This window comes from Pleomorphomonas koreensis DSM 23070 (assembly GCF_000425185.1).
Lineage (GTDB): Bacteria > Pseudomonadota > Alphaproteobacteria > Rhizobiales > Pleomorphomonadaceae > Pleomorphomonas > Pleomorphomonas koreensis.
Genome location: NZ_AULH01000006.1, coordinates 190,950 through 210,912 on the forward strand (window position 1 = coordinate 190,950; position 19,963 = coordinate 210,912).

The window sequence follows — 19,963 nt, forward strand, 5'->3', positions numbered from 1 at the left end:
CAATCAAGGGAGGGAGGAAACCTCCGTTTGGTTGTCAGCTTTTCCCGGAGGATCAGACGGGCTTGTCCTTGTCGAGCTGGATATAGGACAGCGGCAGCGCCGTCGTGTACTTGATCTGCTCCATGGCGAAGGCCGAGGAAACGTCGGAAATCTCGATCTTGGCGATCAGCCGCTTGTAGAAGGCATCGTAGGCTTCGATGTCCGGCACCACGACGCGCAAGAGATAGTCGACCTGGCCGCTCATCCGGTAGAACTCCACCACCTCGGGGAATTCGCGGATCAGTTCGGCGAAGCGGCGCAGCCACTCCTCCGAATGCTGGTTGGTGACGATGGACACGAACACCGTCACCTTGGTGTTGACCGACTTCGGGTCGAGCAGCGCCACGCGGCGCAGGATGACGCCGTCCTCCTCCAGCTTCTGGATGCGGCGCCAGCAGGGCGTCGTCGACAAACCGACGCGCTTGGCCACCTCGGCCACGGGAATGGTGGCATCCTCCTGGAGGATCGAGAGAATTTTCTTGTCCAGCCGGTCCAGCATGATCGTGCACTCACCAAGGCCGTGAAATGAGTTTCTATTTTGTCGGCCCATATGGCCTATAATAAGAATTTTTTTCTCCATTCTGTCAAGCCCCGGCGTGAACAAACGACGGCTCGCCATCAACGCTCATCGCTCGTTAACCATGCGAACGAACCGGCCGTTAGGGAAAACCGGGCTTTAGTGAATTGGGAGCATCGGCCGGAAGTTGACAGCGAGCATGAACCGGGGTTCGGACCAGTCGCAGACCGCCCGCCTGGAGCAGAACAGGCAGCGTTCCCTGCGCCGCCGCGACGTGACGCGGGCGGTGCGGGACGTGCGCGAACGTCTGTCCTCCGACACTGGAACACGGCCGGCCTTCGACTACGAGATCCTGCTGGAATACGCCCGCAACCGGCTGTCGAGCTGGCTGTCGGTCGGCCTGCTGATCGTGGCGCTCGGCGGCACCGCCGCCTACTGGATGACCAGCGAGTATGTGGCGGTGTGGTTCGGCGCCGTCTTCCTCGCCCACGCGCTGATCGGCCTGATCGCCCGCCGCTTCGGCCAGATGCCGGCGCCGTCGGTGAACCTCCGCTACTGGCGGCGCCAGTTCCTGATCGCCGAGGCGCTGTTTGGCCTCACCTTCTCGGCGCTGTTCTTCCTGCCCGGCGCCCTGTTCGGCGGCTCCGGCACCTTCGCCTTCGGCGCGCTGCTGACCGGCATTGCCGTGCTCGCCATGGTGGCGAGCAACCTGCCGCGCGCCGTGGTGCTGAGCACGCTGCCGATCGCCATCGGTGGCGCCCTGAAGCTCGCAATGGGCCGCGGCTTCGTCGACTATTCGATGGCCGGCTTCCTGGTTCTGGCCGAAATCTTCTTCGTATTGCTCGCCTATCGTCTCTACGAGGCGACGCTGACCATGATGGAGTTCCGCGTCGAGAAGGACGCGCTGATCGCCGAGCTGGAGCAGGCCAAGGCGATCTCCGACGACAGCCGCCGCCGTGCCGAGGAGGCCAACCTCGCCAAGTCGAAGTTCCTGGCCACCATGAGCCACGAACTCAGGACGCCGCTCAACGCCATTCTCGGCTTCTCCGAGATCATGATGAACGAGGTGTTCGGCCCGGTCGGCAACCAGCACTACAAGGGATATGCCGCCGACATCCACACCTCCGGCCAGCATCTCCTGAAGTTGATCAATGAAATCCTCGACCTGTCGCGCATCGAGGCCGGCCGCTATCAGATCAACGAGGAGGCGGTCACCCTCTCCTTCCTGGCCGAGGAGTGCCACCACCTCCTGAAGCTGAAGGCCAAGACCAAGAACCTGACGATTCTCGAGCATTTCGAGGCGGACCTGCCGAAGATCTGGGCCGACGAGCGGGCGGTGCGGCAGATCATCCTCAACCTCCTGTCCAATGCGGTGAAGTTCACCCAACCCGGCGGCGAGATCCACATCCGCCTCGGCTGGACAGCCGGCGGCGGCCAATATGTGTCGGTGCGCGACAACGGCCCCGGCATTCCCGAGAACGAGATTCCCACCGTGCTCGAAGCCTTCGGCCAGGGTTCGCTGGCCATTCAGACCGCCGAGCAGGGCACCGGTCTCGGCCTGCCGATCTGCGTGGCGCTGATGCAGATGCACGGCGGCACGCTCGACCTGCAGTCGAAGCTGCGCGAGGGCACCGAGGTGACCATCACCTTCCCGCCGTCGCGCGTCATGGAGGTGATGCCGCCGATCGAGGAAGGCACCACCGGCCGGACAAGGCGGGCTGGCCAGCGCCGCTACGGCTGACAGCCGGCAGCCATTCCGCAAACCGGCGTCATCGGTTATGACTGGTTTTCCAAAGGGAACCGGTTGCGCCATGGATGATCTGCTGCTTCTTGCCTTTCTCGTTCTGCTGACCATCCTCGTCGGTTCGCTGCTCGGCCTCGTTGCCTTCGGCCGGACGCGCGACCTCAGGCGCCGGGTGGAGCGTCTGGAAGCGGAACTGCGCGCCACGCGGGTGCCCGTCACCGACGAGGCGGCTCCCGAGCCGACACCGGAAGCCGAGACGGCCGACCTGTTCGCCACGCCCGAAACGGAGCCGCCCCCCGAAGCATTGGAGCAATCGGCCGAGGAAACGCCGCTCGCCGAGGCGGCGCCGCAAGCCGCCCGCGTCTCGCTCGAGGAGAAGATCGGCGGCCGCTGGGCCGTCTGGGTCGGCGGCCTCGCCCTCGGCCTCGGCGGCATCTTCCTCGTCCGCTATTCGATCGAGGCCGGATTGCTCGGCCCGACGGCGCGCGTGCTGCTGGGCCTGCTGTTCGCGGTGGCGCTGATCGCCGGCAGCGAGGGATTGCGTCGCTCGGGCCTGGCCGAGACGGCCGGCGCCGCCCGGCGGGCCTATGTGCCGGGCGTGCTGGCCGCCGCCGGCGCCGTGTCGGCCTTCGCCTCGGTCTATGCCGCCTATGGCCTCTACGGGCTGATCGGGCCGGCCGCCGCCTTCATCGGCCTTGGCGCGGTCGGCGTGGCAACGCTGGCGCTGGCGCTCCGGCACGGGCCGGCGCTGGCGGCGCTCGGCCTCCTCGCCTCCTACGCGACGCCGCTGCTCGTCTCCAGCGCCGAGCCGGCGCTGACGCCGCTCGTCGTCTATCTCGCCGTGGTCACCGTCGCCACCTACGGCGTCGCGCGCCTCCGCCTGTGGCGCTGGCTGGCCGTGGCCGCCACCGTCGCCAATCTCCTGTGGTCGCTGCTGCTGACCATCAGCGTCGCCTCCGGCGATGCGAGCGTCCAGCTTAACGTCGCCGCCCACTTCCTCATCTCGCTGCTGCTCGCCGCCGTGGTGTTCGTCACCAGCCACGCTCCGCGCGACCGGACGGCCGATGCCGCCTTCGATCGCACGGCCACCGCCGTGCTCAGCCTGTTCGCCCTGCCGCTCCTCGCTTTCACCGGCGCCGCCGGCAGCGGACCGTTGACGGTCGGCCTCGTCGCCGCCTTCGCGATCGTCACGATGGCGCTCGCCTCCGAATGGCCGGCGGCACGCGGCCTCGCGGTGACCGCCGTCATCTCGACGGTGCTTGCCTACGGCCTTCTCAACGTGACAGTGGCCGGCGTCGTCATCGATCCGGTGACTGGCGAGCCGACCATGCCGGGCTTTGCCGATCTGCTCGCCTCGCCGGCCGGCAAGGACTATCTCGGCATCGGCGTCTTCCTCGGCCTGCTCCTGACGATCGCCGGCCTCGCCGGTGCGCTGTTGTCGCGCGGCCGGCCGCAACTCGCCGTGGCCGGCGCCTTCGCGGCGCCGGGCCTGATCGCCCTCGCCTATCTCACCACCAGCCGCGACCTCGCGGCGTCACCGGCCTTTGCCGTGGCGGCGCTGGCCGCCGCCGGCTATCTCGCCTCGGTCACCGAATATCTCGGCCGCCGCCGGCCGGCCGACGCCCTCGGCCGCGACGGCGCCATCGCCGCCTATGCGGTCGGCTGCGTCGCGACGCTCGGCGCAGCGCTGGCCATCGGCTTCGAGAAGGGCATGCTGACCGTCGCCCTTGCCCTGATGGTTGCCGCCATCGCCTGGGTGGAGGCGCGCCGGCCGGTCGCCGCGCTCAGGCCGACGGCACTGGCCGTCGCCTTGGTGGTGGTCGCCCGTTTCGCCTGGGATCCGCGCGTCGTCGGCGCCGACCTCGGCACGACCATCCTGTTCAATCCGCTGCTCTACGGCTACGGCGTGCCGACGCTGGCCTTCGCCTATGCCGCCTGGCGCTTCGGCCGCACGCCGGGCGACCAGCGCTACGTGCCGATGTTCGAGGCGCTGGCCGTGGTGTTCGCCGCGCTGACGGCGACGCTCGAAATCCATCACGCCATGAATGGCGGCGATCTGTTCGCGCCGATATCCGGCCTTGCCGAGCAGAGCCTCCTCACCATGGTGATGCTGGCGATCTCGCTCGGCCTCAACTGGATCGCTGCCCGGCGTCCGTCGATGGTGCTGACCTGGGGCGCGCCGGTGTTCGGCGGCCTCGGCCTCATCATGGCGGCGGCCGGCCTGCTGACCGCCCACAACCCGGCCGTCACCGGCGAGCCGATCGACGGCGGTAGTTTCGACGGCACGCTGATCGTCGGCTATCTGGCGCCGGCCGTCCTCGCCCTGCTGGTCGCCTGGGTGGCGCACCGCCGGTCCGAACCGCCCCGCCGCCATGCCGCCATTGCCGCCACCATGGCCGGCCTGCTGATCGCCATGTGGGCGACGCTCGCCGTGCGAGCCGGCTGGCATAGCGGCGACCTCAGTTGGGGCGACGTGCAGGAGGGCGAACTCTACGCCTATTCCGCTGTCTGGCTGGTGCTTGGACTCGCGGTGCTGGTCATCGGTTTCGCCCTGAAAAACCGGACGGTGCGGCTGGTCGCCGCGGGAATCGTCGCGGCAGTGGTGGCCAAGGTGTTCCTGATCGACACCGCCGGCCTGACCGGCGCGCTCAGGGCGCTGTCCTTCATCGGCCTCGGCGGCGTGCTGGTGGCGATCGGCCTCGCCTACCAGACGGTGCTGCGGCGGCGTTGAGGCTTGCCGGCGGGGCTTGCCGGGGGGCCGGCGGTGCCCTACCCTCGCCGGCCCGATCCGATAAGGCATATGCCATGGTCCCGACCCTGCCGCTCCGCCGCCTGCGCCGCCTCGCCGGCATGAAGCAGGCGCATCTCGCCGAGCGGATGGGCGTGGCGCAGTCGACTGTGTCGCGCTGGGAGAGCGGCGAACTGCCGCCGACGGCCGAGCAGACACGCGCCTTGCAGGCGATCTTCGTGACGCCGCCCGATCCGGCGCAGGACGCGGCGCTGAAGCGGCTGGTCGAGACCTCGACGATCCCCGTGCATCTCATCTGCGACCGCACTCACCGGCTGCTCGCCGCTTCGCCGGTGCGCACCGCCGACTGGCGCGTCAACCTTTCCGACTATCTCGGCAAATCGCTGCTGGTCTACGCCTCCACGGAGATCCTCGCCGCCGAGGCGCGGCTCGACGGGATCGGCTGGAACGATGGCGACGTTTCCTCGCTGGCCTTCGACACCGGCGCCAACGGCGATCCCGACCTCCCCATCCGGCCCGGCCCGATGCTGTGGGAGCGGCTGCGCCTTTCTGACGGCTCGGCCGGCCGGCTGGTCACCTCCTTCTACGAGCGGTCCGCATAATTCATGCGTGGCGGCCGGCCGTCGACGCTGCTAGCGCAGGTCCGAAAGGATCGACGACGATGACCGGACGCTGGCCGACCATTCTCCTTCTCTGGCTGAGCGGTGTGCTGGCCGCCGCCCAGCTCGGCAAGATGGCGGCACTCACGCCGGCCATCCGCGCCGAATTTGGCCTGACGCTCGGCGCCGCCGGGCTGATGGTGTCGCTGATCGAGGCGGGCGGCGCCGGCCTCGGCAGCATCGCCGGCCTCGCGGCGGCGCGCTTCTCGGCGCGTAGCGTGCTGGTCCTCGGGGCGGCGCTGATCGCCATGGCGGGCCTCGCGGCGGCCATGGCGCCCGGCATCGGCCTGCTCTACGCGGCACGCTTCGTCGAGGGCCTCGGCTACCTGATGGTGGTGATCGCCGCGCCGAGCCTGATCGCCCTGGTGTCCGGCCGCGACAGCGCGGCGGCGCTCGCCCTCTGGAGCACCTTCGTGCCGATCGGCATCGCTCTGGGTACCGGCCTCTCCGGCATCGCCGCCGATGTGGCCGGCTGGCGGCCGATCCTCGCCGTCTGGGCGCTGCTGATGCTGGCAATCCTGCCCGGCACCCTGCGCCTGCCGGCGATGGCCGAGCACCGGCAGAGCCGGCTTGCCGTACCGCCGCCGGCCGTCTGGGCGCTGGCCATCGGCTTCGGCTTCTACACGACACTGGAAGTCGGCGTGCTCGGCATGCTGCCGGCCTATCTCACGGACGCTCGCAACTTCGCCATCGGCCCGGCCGGCACGATCACCGGCATCACCTCGGCGGCGACCATCGCCGGCAGCTACGCGGCCGCCCGCCTGATGCGGCGCGGCGCCGGCCGGCCGCTCGCGCTGATCGGCCTCGGCCTCCTCCTGCCAGCCATGCTGTTCTTCATCGGCTTTCCCGGCGAGAGTCTGGCCGGGCATCTCGCGGACAATACCGTCGCCCTGGCGGTGATCGCCGCCAACGCCGTTTCCGGTATCGTCGCCGCCGTCGCCTTCGCCCGCCTGCCGGACCTGCTCCGCCGCAGCGGCGCGCCGCTGTCGCTGGTCACCGCCTCGAACGGCGTGTTCGCCCAGTTCGGCGCCGCCGGATCGCTGATTGGCCCGCCGCTGATCGGTTATGCCGCGAGCCGCTGGGGCTGGCCGGTGGTCGCGCCGATGATAGCCGGCCTGTCGCTGCTGTCCTTCCTCGGCTTCGCATTCGGCGAGCGGCTGGCCGTGCGGCGGTAACGAAGCCGCCGGTTCAGCCGAGATTGTCGATCCGAATGTGCTCGCTAGCCGGCGAGATGCTCGCGCAGGATCAGGCAGCCGAGCCCGATCAGCACCAGACCGCCGACCACCTCGGCCGAGCGGCCGAACCGGTTGCCGATCAGCCGGCCCATCAGCACGCCGCCGGCCGACATCAGGAAGGTGGTGGCGCCGATGGCCGCCACGATGACGAAAATGTTGGCCTTGATGAAGGCGAGCGACACGCCGACGGCCATGGCGTCGATGGAGGTGCCGACGGCGGTGAACAGCAGCGTCACCGGCGTGCCGATGAAGCTGGTCTCGCGCCCCTCTCCCTCGTCGGCGCGAAGGGCCAGCAGGATCATACGGCCGCCGACCAGCGTCAGAAGGCCGAAGGCCAGCCAGTGATCGAAGCGCGCCACATAGGAACTGGCGGCAGCGCCGGCCGTCCAGCCGATCAGCGGCGTGATCATCTGCACCACGGCGAACACCGCGCCAACCAGCACGGCATCGCAGATGCGGCAGCCGCGGCGGAGGCTGGCGCCGCCGCTGACCGAGACAAGCAGGCTGTCGATGGACATGCCCACGGCGAGCACGGCGATGGAGATCGGAGACATCGCAGATACCAGACGAGCGAAAGACCGGATGGCGTCGTCACACCTCGCTCGAAGATGGCGCCACCACGGTCTTGCCGAACCTTCAGGCCGACCGCGCCACGCAATTGAGTGCGAGCATGTTGACGCGGTCCCGTCACAAGCGACGGTGGCTACTCCCCGATGCGGGCGGGATAAACAAGGTACAGGCGAAAATCAAGCGATTTCAGGTACTTATATGAAAATGACATTCATTTGCAACTATCGGCGACCGATGGCGGAGCGATCGTGCGGCACTATGGTCCTGATGGAATTGCCGTTTCCGGACATGGGCACGGAGGGCTGGACGACAGCCGGCCCACAGCCCTGCGGAGAGCGAATGGCAACCATGCGGTAAACGGGCAGGCGACGTCGAGCGGTGACCCGCGAAGGGCAGCCGCAAGGAATCGGCGAAGGCGAGGCACTCCAGACCTGCGGCACGCCTTTGCCGGCCCGCCCTCCTCCAGCCGGGTGCAGGAAGACAGGCCTTGCTATTGATCCGCGGACGGAATGCCCGTCACGATGCCTGAAGGCAGGCCATGGCGAGCGGGGGCGAAATCCTCACGTCTCCAGCCGGGCGATCAGGCTCGACGTGTCCCAGCGATTGCCGCCGGTTGCTTGAATGTCGGCGTAGAACTGGTCGACCAGAGCGGTCAGCGGCAGGCGGGCACCGGTGCGCCGCGCCTCGTCGAGCACGATGCCGAGGTCCTTGCGCATCCAGTCGACGGCAAAGCCGAAGTCGAACTTGCCGGCCGCCATGGTCTGCCAGCGATTCTCCATCTGCCAGCTCTGGGCGGCGCCCTTCGATATGGCGGCGATGGTCTTCTCAACATCGAGGCCGGAGGACTTGGCGAAGTGGATGGCCTCGGCGAGCCCCTGCACCACGCCGGCAATGCAGATCTGGTTGACCATCTTGGCGAGCTGCCCCGAGCCGGATGGCCCGAGGTGGACGATTGCCTTGGCATAGGCGGCCATGACCGGCTCGGCGGCGGCGAAGCTCTTGTCGTTGCCGCCGACCATCACCGTCAGCGCGCCGTTCTCGGCGCCGGCCTGGCCGCCGGACACCGGCGCGTCGAGAAAGTCGAGGCCGAGGGCAACGGCCTTTTCCTGCGATTGACGAGCGACACCGGCCGAGGCGGTGGTGTGATCGACGAACACCGCGCCCGCCGTCATGCCGGCGAAGGCGCCATCCGGGCCGAGGACCACCGAGCGGAGATCGTCGTCGTTGCCGACGCAGGCGAAGACGAAGTCGGCGCCGGCTGCCGCCTCGCGCGGCGTCGGCGCGGCAGTGCCGCCGAAAGCCTCGACCCAGGCGTCCGCCTTTTTGGCCGTGCGGTTGTAGACCGTCACCGCGTGGCCGCCGCGCCGCGCCAAGTGGCCGGCCATCGGATAGCCCATCACGCCGAGACCCAGGAATGCGACCTTTGCCATCTTCAACCTCACCTATCCATCTGCCGCGATTTCGCCTATCCTTGCCGGCGTTTGTCCTTACCGCATCTATCAAAAGACGCCGGCCCGAACCAGATGCCAGCGATGCGGCGGCCGGGGAACCATTTTATAGCCGGCGCGTTGAAGTCACCGACAGGACCAAACTGGAGGCAGTCATGAAAGTTCTTGCTATTGCAGTCACCGCTCTGGCGCTGGGTCTCGGCGCCTGTGCCAACCAGACGCCCAACCAGCAGCGCGTCACCACCGGCGCTGCCATTGGCGCCCTGGGCGGCGCGGCAATCGGCGGCATCGCCGGCGGCGGCAAGGGTGCGGCGATCGGTGCAGTGGCCGGCGGCATTGGCGGCGCGGCGGTGGCTGGCGCCACGGCTCAGCGGGAAGACTGCATTGCCTACGACCGCTACGGCCGCGCCTACCGGGCGCCCTGCCGCTAACGGCTCGTCCGTCGGAGAATTGCGGGACGGCTGCGTTCCCCTCTCTCACGCAAGGCCCGAGGCTACCCGCCTCGGGCCTTGTGCTTTTCAGCGCCTCAAATGGCGGGTGAGGCGGCGCTCCATCAGTTCCCACAAGCGTCGCAACACCTCGACGGTGGCGAGGTAGATCACCGCCGCCCAGATGTAGACCTGTAGATCGTAGGTCTTGGAGAAGACGTAGCGGGTCTGCCCCATCAGATCGAGCACGGTGATGATCGAGGCGATCGCCGACGCCTTGATCATCAGGATCACCTCGTTGCCGTAGGGCCGCAGCGCGGTGATCAGCGCCTGTGGCAGGATCACCTTGCGCATGGTGGTGAAATGGCGAAGGCCGAGCGAATCGGCGGCCTGCCACTGGCCGGCCGGCACGGCGCGGATGGCGCCGGCCAGGATTTCCGCCTGATAGGCGGCGGTGTTCAGCGAAAAGGTGAGCACGGCGCAGAAATAGGCGTCGCGAAAGAATACCCACAGCCCCACCGCCTTCAGCGCGTCGGTGAACTGGCCGGCGCCGTAGTAGACGAGGAAGGTCTGGGCGAGCAGCGGCGTGCCGCGGAAGAAGTAGGAATAACCGAAGGCGATGCCGCCGATGACCGGGTTGGCGGACATGCGGCCAGCGGCGACCGGGATCGAGATGACGGCGCCGAGCAGCAGCGACATGGTGACCAGGTGCAGCGTCACCCAGATGCCCTGAACGATGCGCGGGCCGTATTTGGCCACCTTCTCGGGATCGTATCCGACGATCAGCATGTAGACGATGGAGACCCCGAGCAGCGCCCAGAGCACCATCAGCAGCAGGCCGATGACACGGGCGCCGGTCCAGCGGCGACGGGCGGCGGCGGGCGGCCGCTCGGTGGAGGGAGCGTCGACGTAGGCCATCAGCGCCTCCCTTCGCCGCGTTCCGCCCAGGCCGACACGCGGCGCAGGCCGAAGGACGAGATGATCGACATGACGAGATAGAGCGAGCAGGCCACAAAGAAGAAGAAGAACGCCTGCTTGGTGACGCCGACGGCGATGTTGGTGTTGCGGAGAAGGTCGCTGAGGCCGATCACCGACACCAGCGACGTATCCTTCAGGAGATTGAGCCAGAGATTGGAGAGGCCCGGCAGCGCCAGCCGGACCAGCTGCGGCAGGATGACCAGCAGCATGGTGCGCGAGCGCGACAGGCCGAGCGCGTAGGCGCCCTCGTACTGGCCGAGGGTGATGCCCTTAAAGGCCGACAGGAACACCTCGCTGGCATAGGAGGAGAACACCAGCGCCAGCGCGATCATGCCGGCGAGATAACTGTTGATCTCGAAGGGGGTGCCGAACAAGAGGCGCCACAGCGCCGACATCGCCATCTGACCGCCGTAGTAGATCAGGAACAGCGTCAGCAATTCGGGCAGGCCGCGGAAGATCGTCGTGTAGACGTGGGCGGCGTTGCGCAGCAGCGGCTCGGACGAGTTCTTGGCGACGGCGATCAGAAAACCGATGAGAAGGCCAAGCGGCAGCGTGGCCAGCGCCAGCGTCACGGTCACCAGGACGCCGCGCGCCAGTTCGTCGCCCCAGCCGCTGTCACCGAAGGACAGCAGTTGCATGTAGTTGGCCATCAGGCCGGTCTCCCCAACAGCGCCCCCGGCGCCTCGTCCCGGAGCAAAAGCGGACCCCAGCCGGAACGCATGTCAGCCCGGCCCCCGGCCATATCCGCCGGATCGGAAATCTTGGCAAGCCCCCGCGCGGATGCTTTGCCGCCTTTCGAGCCTTGCGCGCACCGAAAGCGGCGCGGGATCGCCTCGTCAAGCAAATCCCGCGCCGCATCGATCGATGGTTCCGGATGCTCCGTCTCAGCCGCCGTAGACGTCGAAGTCGAAGTACTTCTGGTTGATCTCCTGGTACTTGCCATTGGCGCGGATCGCCTTGATGGCCGCCGAGAACATGTCGCGCAGGTCGGTGTCCTCCTTGCGGACGCCGATGGCGGCGCCGGGGCCGTGGATCTCGCGGATCGGCGTGATGGTGCCGACCAGCTTGCAGCAGGCGCCGGCCTCGGTCTTCAGCCACTGGGAGAGGACGACCACATCGTCGTTGGCGGCGTCGAGGCGGCCGTTTTCGAGATCGAGCTTGTATTCGTCGGCGGTGGGATAGGCCTTGAGTTCGCTCTTGGTCAGCACCTTCTCAACAAAGTCGGCGTGCATGGTCGACACCTGCGCGCCGATCGTCTTGCCGGCGAGATCGTCCGGCGTCACGCCCTTGATGTCGGTGTCCTTCGGCGCGACGATGGCCGGCGGCGTGTTGTAGTACTTCTCCGAGAAGTCGATGACCTTCTTGCGTTCGTCGGTCGCCGACATCGAGGCGATGATGGCGTCGAACTTGCCGGCGAGCAGCGCCGGGATCATGCCGTCCCAGTCCTGGGCGACCACCTCGCATTCCACCTTCATCTCGTCGCAGAGGGCGAGCGCGATGTCGACGTCGAAGCCCTTCATCTTACCGTCGGTGTCGACGTAGTTGAACGGCGGATAGGCGCCCTCGGTACCGATGATGACCTTCTTCCACTCCTTGGCCGCGGCGCCGCCGAGCGACAGCGCGACGAGGGCGGCGGCGGTGACGAGTGTCTTGGCGAACTTCATGTTTATCCCCTCTGAACCTCTTTGATCGGCCGCGGCTGCGGCGGTCGCAGCCGGCCGACGGACCCCGTTTATTCTCAATGCGGGCGCCGCCGGAGTTCAAATCCTGCGTCGCGGCGGCAATCCGCGCACGAACTTTTCGTCGGATCGGCGCCATGCCTAAACCTTGTGCGAAAGCCGACCCGCCTACATCTTCAACTCATTCGGCGGCCGGATGCAACGGGACATTACTGCGCCGGCCCGGATTCCGCACGCCGGGATGACCACGGACGGTCGGCGGCGATCGCTTCGGCCGCCGCCGCGAGGTCGTCTGGCGCGTTGACGTTGAGGAAGGGGTCGACCGCCCTTCCCCCGACGATCGCCCGGGGAAAGGTTACGGTCCGTAGCGGCGCGCCTGCGAGGAAGGTCAGCACTCGCCGCTGTCCCGCCGCGAGGAAGCCGGCAAGGCGCGGCTCGGCGTCGAGCGGCCACAGCGCGCAGAGCGGCGCCCGCCCGTTCGGTCCCTCGGCGACGATGACGGCATCCGCATCGCCGATCGCTTCGGCAAGACGGGCGGCGAGGTCGGCCGGCAGGAACGGCAGGTCGACCGGCGCGGTCAGGAGATGGGTCGGCCGGACCGGCAGCGCGGCGGCCCAGCGGAGCCCGGCCAGCACACCGGCGAACGGTCCCTCGAAAGTCGGCGCCTCGTCGTGCAGAACCGGCAGGGTGAGGCCGGGCAAGTCGATATCCGGCGGCAGGCTGACGGCGAGATGCTCGACCTGCGGCGCCAGCAGGGCGGCCGTCCGGTCGAGCAGCGTGGCGCCGTCGAGCACGGCAAGAGCCTTCGGCGTGCCCATGCGGCTTGAGCGCCCTCCGGCGAGGATGAGACCGGCAAATGTCGTCATGCCCCAAGTGAACGGCATCTGGAGGAACCGGGCAAGCCCCCCGCAGGTTCGGCCAGCATGCTTGCCCTGCCGCAAATTCACTCCCGATCCCGCGCGTTATGGATTAGGTAGAGCAAAAGCCAATTCGGAGCCCGCCATGCCAAGCCTCAAGGACCAAGTCGCCGCCGCTCTCAGCAAGATCACCATGCCTGGAACGGGCAAGGACATCGTCGCGGCCGGCGCCGTGTCGGACATCTACGAGAAGGACGGCAAGGTGATGCTGTCGATCTCGGTGCCCTCCGACAAGGCCTCCCGCTTCGAGCCGATCCGCGCGGCGGCCGAGGCGGCGGTGAAGTCGGTGCCCGGCGTCGTCAAGGCGACGGTGGCGCTGACCGCCGAGGTGGCGCCCGGCAGCGCGCCGCGTCAGGCGCCGCCGGCGCAGGGCCATGATCACGGACACAGCCATGCCATGCCGGCCAAGAATGCCATTCCCGGCGTCAAGTCGATCATCGCCGTCGCCTCTGGCAAGGGCGGCGTCGGCAAGTCGACGACGGCGGTCAACTTCGCGCTGGCGCTGGCGGCACGCGGCCTCAAGGTCGGCATTCTCGACGCCGACATCTACGGCCCGTCGGTGCCGCGGCTGATGGGTCTCAGCGGCGAGAAGCCGGAGATGGGCGAGGATCGCCGGCTGGTGCCGCTCGAGAACTACGGCCTCAAGGTGATGTCGATCGGCTTCCTGGTCGACGAGGAGACGCCGATGATCTGGCGGGCGCCGATGGCCGTCTCGGCGCTGACGCAGATGCTGCGCGAGAGTGCCTGGGGCGATCTCGACGTGCTGGTGGTCGACATGCCGCCCGGCACCGGCGACGTGCAGCTGACCATGGCGCAGCAGGTGCCACTGACCGGCGCGGTCATCGTCTCGACGCCGCAGGATCTCGCCCTGCTCGACGCGCGGCGTGGCGTCGCCATGTTCCAGAAGGTGGAGGTGCCCGTGCTCGGCATCGTCGAGAACATGGCCTATTTCGTCTGCCCCAACTGCGGCACCCACCACGACATCTTCGGCCACGGCGGCGCGGCCGAGGAAGCCCGCCGCATCGGCGTGCCCTTCCTCGGCGAGGTGCCGCTGGAGATGCGCATCCGCGAGACGTCGGACGCCGGCCTGCCGGTGGTGGCGACCGAGCCGGCCGGCCCGCACGCCGAATCCTACCTCGCCATCGCCGGCCGCGTGCTCGACGCGCTGGCCGGCAAGCCGCAACGGGCGGCGCCGCGCATCGTCATCGAGTGAGCACCGCTGCGCTGGAGTCCGGGATCAGATTCCGGGCTCGGCGCGGCTTGCCAGCAACTGGTGGCGAACCCGCTCGCGATAGAAGACGTAGATGCCCGATCCGGCCACCACGGCGATGCCGACGAAGGTCAGGAGATCGGGCACGTCGCCCCACACCAGCCAGCCAAGGAAGATGGCGAAGGGGATGAAGGAATAGCGGAACTGGGCGACCAGCGAGATGTCGCCGTGCCGCATGGCGTCGATGGAGAAGTGGACGCCGAGCAGGCAGCCGACGCTGGCCAGCACGATCAGGCCGATCTGCATCATGTCCATCGGCTGCCAGACCTCGGTGGCCGCGAGCAGGCCGCAGGCGATCGTCACCATCACCTGGGTGACCAGCGACACCACCGCGGTATCGGTATTCGGCGCGATGAAGCGAGTGGAAAGCTCGCGGATGGTGACCAGCACCACCGACAGCAGGATCAGCAGCGCCCAGGCGTTGAAGCCGTCCGGCCCCGGCCGGACGATGATCAGGATGCCGCAGAAGCCGACCGCCACCGACAGCCAGCGCCGCCAGCCCACCGCCTCGCCGAGGAGGATGGCGCCGGCCGCCGTCAGCGCCAGCGGCGTGGCTTGCGCGATGGCCGAGGCGTTGGCGATCGGCAGGTGCATCAGGCCGCCGATGTAGGCCAGCGTCGTCACACCCTCGACGATCGAGCGCGTCAGGACGAAGCGCGAGGTCTGGGGCAGCACGCGCGGCAGAAGGCCCATCTTCCAGACGATGACCAGCACCACCGCCGTGGCCAGAACCGAACGGAGGAACAGCACCTGGCCGAGCGGCAGGCCCTCGGCCGTCACCTTGATGGCGGTGTCGTTGATAATGAAGAACAGGCAGCTGAGCAGCATCGCGACGATGCCGCGCAGCGTGTCGCGGAAGTCGGTCATGGGACGGGGTTTGCCTCGAGAACGGTCAATCTGCCCCTATATCGCCCATGGAACGATTCACGGCAAGGAAAGACTCCATGTCGCTGACGTCCGCCTGACGCGTGACCTGCCGGTGGCTGTCAGCCGTCCAGATTGCCGATCGCCACCACCGTCCGGCCGGCCAGGCGACCATCGACGATGCGGCGGGCGGCATCGATGGCCGCATCGAGCGGAATCACCTGCGTCATGGCGGCGAGCCGGCGCCGATCGACCGTTTCCGACAGGCGTTGCCAGATCGCCTCGCGCTGCGCGGCCGGCAGGCGGACGCTGTCGACGCCGATCAGGCTGACGCCGCGCAGGATGAACGGCGCCACGCTGGCAGGAAAATCCATGCCGGCGGCATTGCCGCAGGCGATCGCCGCGCCGCCCGGCTTCAGCATCGACACGACATGGGCGAGCACGGTCGAGCCGACGGTGTCGAAGGCCGCCGCCCAGCGCTCCCTGGCGAGCGGCTTCAGCGGGCCGGCGAAGGGCTCGCGGCCGATCACCTCGGCGGCGCCGAGCGCCCGCAGCCGTTCGGCCTCCTCCGGCCGGCCGGTGACGGCGGTGACGCTCCAGCCGGCATCCGCCAGCAGCAGCACGGCGAGCGAGCCGACGCCGCCGGCCGCGCCGGTTACCACCACCGGGCCGTCGGCCGGCGACAGGCCGTGGCGGGCAAGGCGCTCCAGCCCGGCGGCGACGGTGACGCCGGCCGTGCCGAGCGCCATCGCCTCGACCGGCGACAGTGTTGGAGGCCGCCGCACCAGCCAATCGCCGGAGACGCGCATCCGCCCGGCCCAGGCGCCGAGATGCGTCTCGCCGACGCCCCAGCCGGTCAGGATCACCTCGTCGCCGGGCCGCCAGCGCGTGTCGTCGGAGGCGATCACCGTGGCCGCGGCATCGACGCCCGGCACCATCGGCCAGCGGCGCACCACCGGCAGGCGGCCGGTGACGGCGAGACCGTCCTTGAAGTTCACCGCCGAGGCGCGGACGGCCAGCGTCACGTCGCCATCCATCAGGTCGGCTTCGGCAAGCCGGGCGAGGCGCGCGCTCGTGGCGCCCTCGCCGTTCCGTTCGAGCAGCACCGCGGCGAAATCGGTCATCCCTGTTCCTCCCTGCATCCGCCACCGTTTACCACGACGACGATTTGGCCAGTACCTTCAAAACACTCGCGGATCGACGTTTTCCGCGGAAAAGCGCCGCCCGCGACCGGCCCGCGCAACGCCATTAACGGCTTTTCAAGGTTAATCCGCCAGCATCCGGACCGGGAGCAGCTTTCGTCTCCGTCATCGTTCGTCACAGTCCTGTTCCCGCGGAGGCCGTCAGTCCATGCGTCGCGTTCCTCGTAGCAGAGTCCGGCCCGGACACGGGCGCGTCGGGCTCGTCGCCGCCGGCGTGGTGTTTCTCGCTGCCGCGGCCTTCCCGACCCGCGTGGCCTACCAGGACATCGCCAGCCTCGTCGTCGACCAGATCAACAAGCCGGAAAGCCGCTGGGCGGTGACGCTCGGCGTCGGACCGGGCGGCGAGAGCACCGTGGTCGCGCCGCGCCTCGGCGAGGTCAAGGCCGCCTCGGCCCGCGTCGAGATGAACGGCGGCTCGATCGTCGTCGAGGGCGTCGGCGACGTCATCACCGGCGCCATCGACGGCTCGGCCTTCGTGCCCGACGAGGAGCGCATCGACCGCTCGTGGAAGGGCGACCTGCCGATGACGGTCACGACGCCGCCCACCGAGCGCGGCTTCTCGGCCGGCTCGATCACCTTCAACGACAACAGCCGCCTGACGCCGCCGGCCGTGCTGCCGACCATGGCCTTCGAGGAATCGTCGGCGCCGCTGTCCGTTCTCGCCGTATCGCGCTTCATCAGCCCCAAGCCGGAGACCGCCGTCGCCGATCTCGCGCCGATACCGCTGCCCCAGCACAAGCCCGGCCGGACGATGCTGGTGGCGTCGAGCTATCCGTCGCGCGCCTACGCGCCGGCCGAGACCGGCGCCGCCGCCTCGGCGCTGCTGGCCGCCTACGCGCCCGACAGCTCGGTGGTCAGCCAGGACATGTTCGCGCCGCTGTTCGCCATGCCCGGCGACAAGCCCGAGCCACCGGCGCCGGTGGTGCGGCCGGGCGATCACTGGTGGGCGGCCAATCCGCTGCCGGCCAGCGTCTGGAACGACGGCGAGCAGAAATGCCTCGCCGAGGCGATCTATTTCGAGGCGCGCTCCGAACCGCGCAAGGGCCAGATCGCCGTGGCGCAGGTGGTGCTCAACCGCGTCAAGAATCCGGCCTACCCCGAGACCATCTGCAAGGTGGTCTACCAGAACCGCGACCGCTACAACGAGTGCCAGTTCTCGTTCGCCTGCGACGGCAAGCGCGACATCATCTTCGACAAGGCGGCCTTCAGGCGGGCGCAGCAGATCGCCGGCGAGGTGACCAGCGGCGCCGCCTGGATCGACGAAGTCGGCACGGCCACCCACTATCACGCCACCTACGTGCGGCCGAACTGGGCGAGCGTGTTCAAGAAGAAGGCGAAGATCGGCATGCACGTCTTCTACCAGACGATCAACGGCGGCTGGAGCTGAGAGCCGCGTTTTCCCCCTCGCTTCCTCGCGTCCGTCCGCCTCTGCCGCGCCTATTCGGGGATGACATTCAGCCCCGAACCGACTAATCAGGCGCAGCATCGCCAGACGACCGGCACCGCCGGGACGACCCGAGGACCACCATGCCCGATCTGCTCATCGAACTCTTTTCCGAAGAGATCCCCGCCCGCATGCAGGCGAAGGCCGCCGACGATCTCAAGGGCCTGGTGACGGGCGGTCTGGTGGACGCCGGCCTCACCTACGAAAGCGCCGCCGCCTTCGCCACGCCGCGCCGCCTGACGCTGACCGTCCACGGCCTCACCACCCGTTCGCCCGACATCCGCGAGGAGAAGAAGGGGCCGCGCACCGACGCGCCGGCCGGCGCCATCCAGGGTTTTCTGCGCGGCGCCGGGCTCGATGACATAGCGAAAGCGCGCGTCGTCTCCGATCCGAAGAAGGGCGACTTCTATGTCGCCGACCTCGTGAAATCCGGCCGCGCCGCCGAAGGCATCATCGCCGAGCTGATGCCGTCGGTGATCCGCGGTTTCCCCTGGCCGAAGTCGCAGCGCTGGGGCTCGGGCACGCTGCGCTGGGTGCGGCCGCTGCATTCGATCGTCTGCACCTTCGGCCCGGAGACCGAGGAGCCGGTCGTCGTCGACTTCGAGGTCGACGGCATCCGCTCCGGCAACGTCACCTACGGCCACCGCTTCCTCGCCCCCGAGGCGATCAAGGTGAGGCGCTTCTCCGACTATGTCGAGAAGCTCGAAAAGGCCAGGGTGGTGCTCGATCCGGCCCGCCGGCGCGACATCATCCTGCACGACGCCCGCGATCTGGCGCTGGCCGCCGGCCTGGAACTGGTCGAGGACGAGGGCCTGCTGCATGAGGTGGCCGGCCTCGTCGAATGGCCGGTGGTGTTGATGGGTTCGTTCGATTCCGCTTTCCTCGACGTGCCCGACGAGGTGATCCGCGCCACCATCCGCGCCAACCAGAAGTGCTTCGTGCTGCGGGACCCCAGGACCGGCCGCCTCGCCAACCGCTTCATCCTGACCTCCAACATGGCGGCGACCGACGGCGGCGCCACCATCGTCGCCGGCAACGAGCGCGTCATCCGCGCCCGCCTGTCGGACGCCAAGTTCTTCTGGGACGGCGATCTCGCCATTTCGCTCGACACGCTGGTGCCCAAGCTCGACGGCATCACCTTCCACGAGAAGCTCGGCAGCCAGGGCGACCGCGTGCGGCGCATCGTGGAGCTTGCCCGCGAGATCGCGCCGCTGGTCGGTGCCGATCCCGACAAGGCGGCCCGCGCCGCCCTGCTCGCCAAGGCCGACCTGCTCACCGGCGTGGTCGGCGAGTTCCCCGAGGTGCAGGGCCTGATGGGCCGCTATTACGCCGCCCACGCCGGCGAGGATACGGCGGTGGCCGCCGCCATCGAGGAGCACTGGAAGCCGCAGGGGCCATCCGACCGGGTGCCGGCGGCGCCGGTCTCCATCGCCGTGGCGCTGGCCGACAAGCTCGACACGCTCACCGGCTTCTGGGCGATCGACGAAAAGCCGACCGGCAGCAAGGACCCGTTCGCGCTGCGCCGGGCGGCGCTCGGCGTCATCCGCATCATCCTCGACAACGGCGTGCGCCTGCCGCTCGGCGCCTATGCCGAGAAGACGCCCGATCTCCTCAACTTCTTCGCCGACCGGCTGAAGGTGCAGCTCCGCGAGCAGGGCAACCGCTTCGATCTCGTCGACGCGGTGTTCGCGCTTGGCGGCCAGGACGACCTGTTGCTGATCGTCAAGCGCGTCGAGGCGCTCGGCGCCCTGCTCGCCACCGACGACGGCAGGAACCTCCTCGCCGGCTACAAGCGCGCCGCCAACATCCTGAAGGCCGAGGAGAAGAAGGGCACCGCGGTCGCCGCCGCCGTCGATGCCGCGCTGTTCCGCGAGGTGGAGGAGAAGGCACTCGCCGCCGCCGTGGAGACGGCCGCCACGGCCGCCCGCACCGCCGTCGCCGCCGAGGACTTCGAGGGCGCCATGAAGGCGCTGGCGACGCTGCGGGCGCCGGTCGACGCCTTCTTCGACAAGGTGCTGGTCAACGACGCCGACGCCGCCGTGCGCGCCAACCGCCTCGCCCTCCTGACCGTGCTGCGCGACGCCTGCCATCAGGTCGCCGACTTCTCGAAGATCGAAGGCTGATCCATCGTTATTTATGACGAGACGAGCCGCCCGCCAATGTTGGCGGGCGGCTCTTCTGTTTTCATCCGGCGGAACGAAGTTCGGCCGAAATCGTTAC

General features: G+C 68.7%; 17 protein-coding genes and 1 riboswitch. Of the genes, 8 read left to right on the forward strand and 9 right to left on the reverse strand.

Annotated elements, in window-relative coordinates; all coding sequences use genetic code 11:
• Positions 1 to 52: 52 nt before the first annotated feature.
• Positions 53 to 535, reverse strand: coding sequence for an Lrp/AsnC family transcriptional regulator (locus tag H512_RS0104420; RefSeq protein ID WP_210162662.1), 483 nt, complete (start codon positions 533 to 535; stop codon positions 53 to 55).
• A gap of 220 nt (positions 536 to 755) precedes the next feature.
• Between H512_RS0104420 and H512_RS22435 the strand changes: the two genes are divergently transcribed.
• The 4 genes from H512_RS22435 to H512_RS0104440 all read left to right on the forward strand — a co-directional run bounded on the left by H512_RS22435 (position 756) and on the right by H512_RS0104440 (position 6,883).
• Positions 756 to 2,297 carry an ATP-binding protein gene (locus H512_RS22435; protein ID WP_053239539.1) on the forward strand — a complete coding sequence of 514 codons (1,542 nt, stop codon included), beginning with the start codon at positions 756 to 758 and terminating at the stop codon, positions 2,295 to 2,297.
• Between the two features lie 70 nt (positions 2,298 to 2,367).
• Complete coding sequence (locus tag H512_RS22440) at positions 2,368 to 5,031, forward strand: DUF2339 domain-containing protein (protein WP_053239540.1); 2,664 nt, start codon at positions 2,368 to 2,370, stop codon at positions 5,029 to 5,031.
• A 74-nt stretch (positions 5,032 to 5,105) separates the two neighbouring features.
• The gene (locus H512_RS0104435; RefSeq protein WP_036789952.1) at positions 5,106 to 5,651 is read left to right on the forward strand and encodes a helix-turn-helix domain-containing protein; all 546 of its coding nucleotides are present in this window, start codon (positions 5,106 to 5,108) and stop codon (positions 5,649 to 5,651) included.
• A 59-nt stretch (positions 5,652 to 5,710) separates the two neighbouring features.
• Entirely contained in the window at positions 5,711 to 6,883 is a 1,173-nt protein-coding gene (locus tag H512_RS0104440) for an MFS transporter (protein WP_026782454.1), read from the forward strand.
• A gap of 44 nt (positions 6,884 to 6,927) precedes the next feature.
• On the opposite strand, the gene H512_RS0104445 is transcribed toward H512_RS0104440, so the two are convergent.
• Positions 6,928 to 7,497 (reverse strand): manganese efflux pump MntP, encoded by a 570-nt coding sequence (locus tag H512_RS0104445; protein WP_026782455.1) that lies wholly within the window; start codon positions 7,495 to 7,497, stop codon positions 6,928 to 6,930.
• A 4-nt stretch (positions 7,498 to 7,501) separates the two neighbouring features.
• Positions 7,502 to 7,667, reverse strand: a riboswitch (yybP-ykoY riboswitch).
• Positions 7,668 to 8,073: 406 nt separating this feature from the next.
• Positions 8,074 to 8,943 (reverse strand): NAD(P)-dependent oxidoreductase, encoded by an 870-nt coding sequence (locus H512_RS0104450; RefSeq protein ID WP_026782456.1) that lies wholly within the window; start codon positions 8,941 to 8,943, stop codon positions 8,074 to 8,076.
• Positions 8,944 to 9,116: 173 nt separating this feature from the next.
• Here H512_RS0104450 and H512_RS0104455 point away from each other — a divergent pair, with 173 nt between their 5' ends.
• Complete coding sequence (locus H512_RS0104455; RefSeq protein ID WP_026782457.1) at positions 9,117 to 9,392, forward strand: hypothetical protein; 276 nt, start codon at positions 9,117 to 9,119, stop codon at positions 9,390 to 9,392.
• A gap of 87 nt (positions 9,393 to 9,479) precedes the next feature.
• On the opposite strand, the gene H512_RS0104460 is transcribed toward H512_RS0104455, so the two are convergent.
• From H512_RS0104460 to mobA, 4 genes are all read right to left on the reverse strand, one after another.
• Positions 9,480 to 10,307, reverse strand: a complete 828-nt coding sequence (locus H512_RS0104460) for an ABC transporter permease (RefSeq protein WP_026782458.1) — start codon at positions 10,305 to 10,307, stop codon at positions 9,480 to 9,482.
• Positions 10,307 to 11,017, reverse strand: a complete 711-nt coding sequence (locus tag H512_RS0104465) for an ABC transporter permease (RefSeq protein ID WP_026782459.1) — start codon at positions 11,015 to 11,017, stop codon at positions 10,307 to 10,309. Before H512_RS0104465 ends, H512_RS0104460 begins: the two co-directional genes overlap by 1 nt.
• A gap of 234 nt (positions 11,018 to 11,251) precedes the next feature.
• Complete coding sequence (locus H512_RS0104470; RefSeq protein WP_026782460.1) at positions 11,252 to 12,031, reverse strand: ABC transporter substrate-binding protein; 780 nt, start codon at positions 12,029 to 12,031, stop codon at positions 11,252 to 11,254.
• A gap of 224 nt (positions 12,032 to 12,255) precedes the next feature.
• A complete protein-coding gene (mobA, locus tag H512_RS25590; RefSeq protein WP_084798295.1) occupies positions 12,256 to 12,930 on the reverse strand; it encodes a molybdenum cofactor guanylyltransferase MobA in 675 nt (224 codons plus the stop codon).
• A gap of 118 nt (positions 12,931 to 13,048) precedes the next feature.
• On the opposite strand from mobA, the gene apbC reads away from it, so the two are divergent.
• The gene (gene apbC / locus H512_RS0104480; RefSeq protein WP_026782461.1) at positions 13,049 to 14,176 is read left to right on the forward strand and encodes an iron-sulfur cluster carrier protein ApbC; all 1,128 of its coding nucleotides are present in this window, start codon (positions 13,049 to 13,051) and stop codon (positions 14,174 to 14,176) included.
• Positions 14,177 to 14,200: 24 nt separating this feature from the next.
• Here the strand turns inward: apbC and H512_RS0104485 are convergent, their stop codons facing one another.
• Together H512_RS0104485 and H512_RS0104490 are read right to left on the reverse strand one after the other, a co-directional pair.
• Positions 14,201 to 15,100, reverse strand: a complete 900-nt coding sequence (locus H512_RS0104485) for a DMT family transporter (protein WP_026782462.1) — start codon at positions 15,098 to 15,100, stop codon at positions 14,201 to 14,203.
• Between the two features lie 119 nt (positions 15,101 to 15,219).
• A complete protein-coding gene (locus tag H512_RS0104490) occupies positions 15,220 to 16,221 on the reverse strand; it encodes an MDR family oxidoreductase (RefSeq protein WP_026782463.1) in 1,002 nt (333 codons plus the stop codon).
• 226 nt (positions 16,222 to 16,447) lie between these two features.
• On the opposite strand from H512_RS0104490, the gene H512_RS22450 reads away from it, so the two are divergent.
• Positions 16,448 to 17,686 carry a cell wall hydrolase gene (locus H512_RS22450; protein ID WP_084798296.1) on the forward strand — a complete coding sequence of 413 codons (1,239 nt, stop codon included), beginning with the start codon at positions 16,448 to 16,450 and terminating at the stop codon, positions 17,684 to 17,686.
• Between the two features lie 140 nt (positions 17,687 to 17,826).
• The gene (gene glyS, locus H512_RS0104500) at positions 17,827 to 19,866 is read left to right on the forward strand and encodes a glycine--tRNA ligase subunit beta (protein WP_026782464.1); all 2,040 of its coding nucleotides are present in this window, start codon (positions 17,827 to 17,829) and stop codon (positions 19,864 to 19,866) included.
• The last annotated feature ends 97 nt before the right edge of the window (positions 19,867 to 19,963 follow it).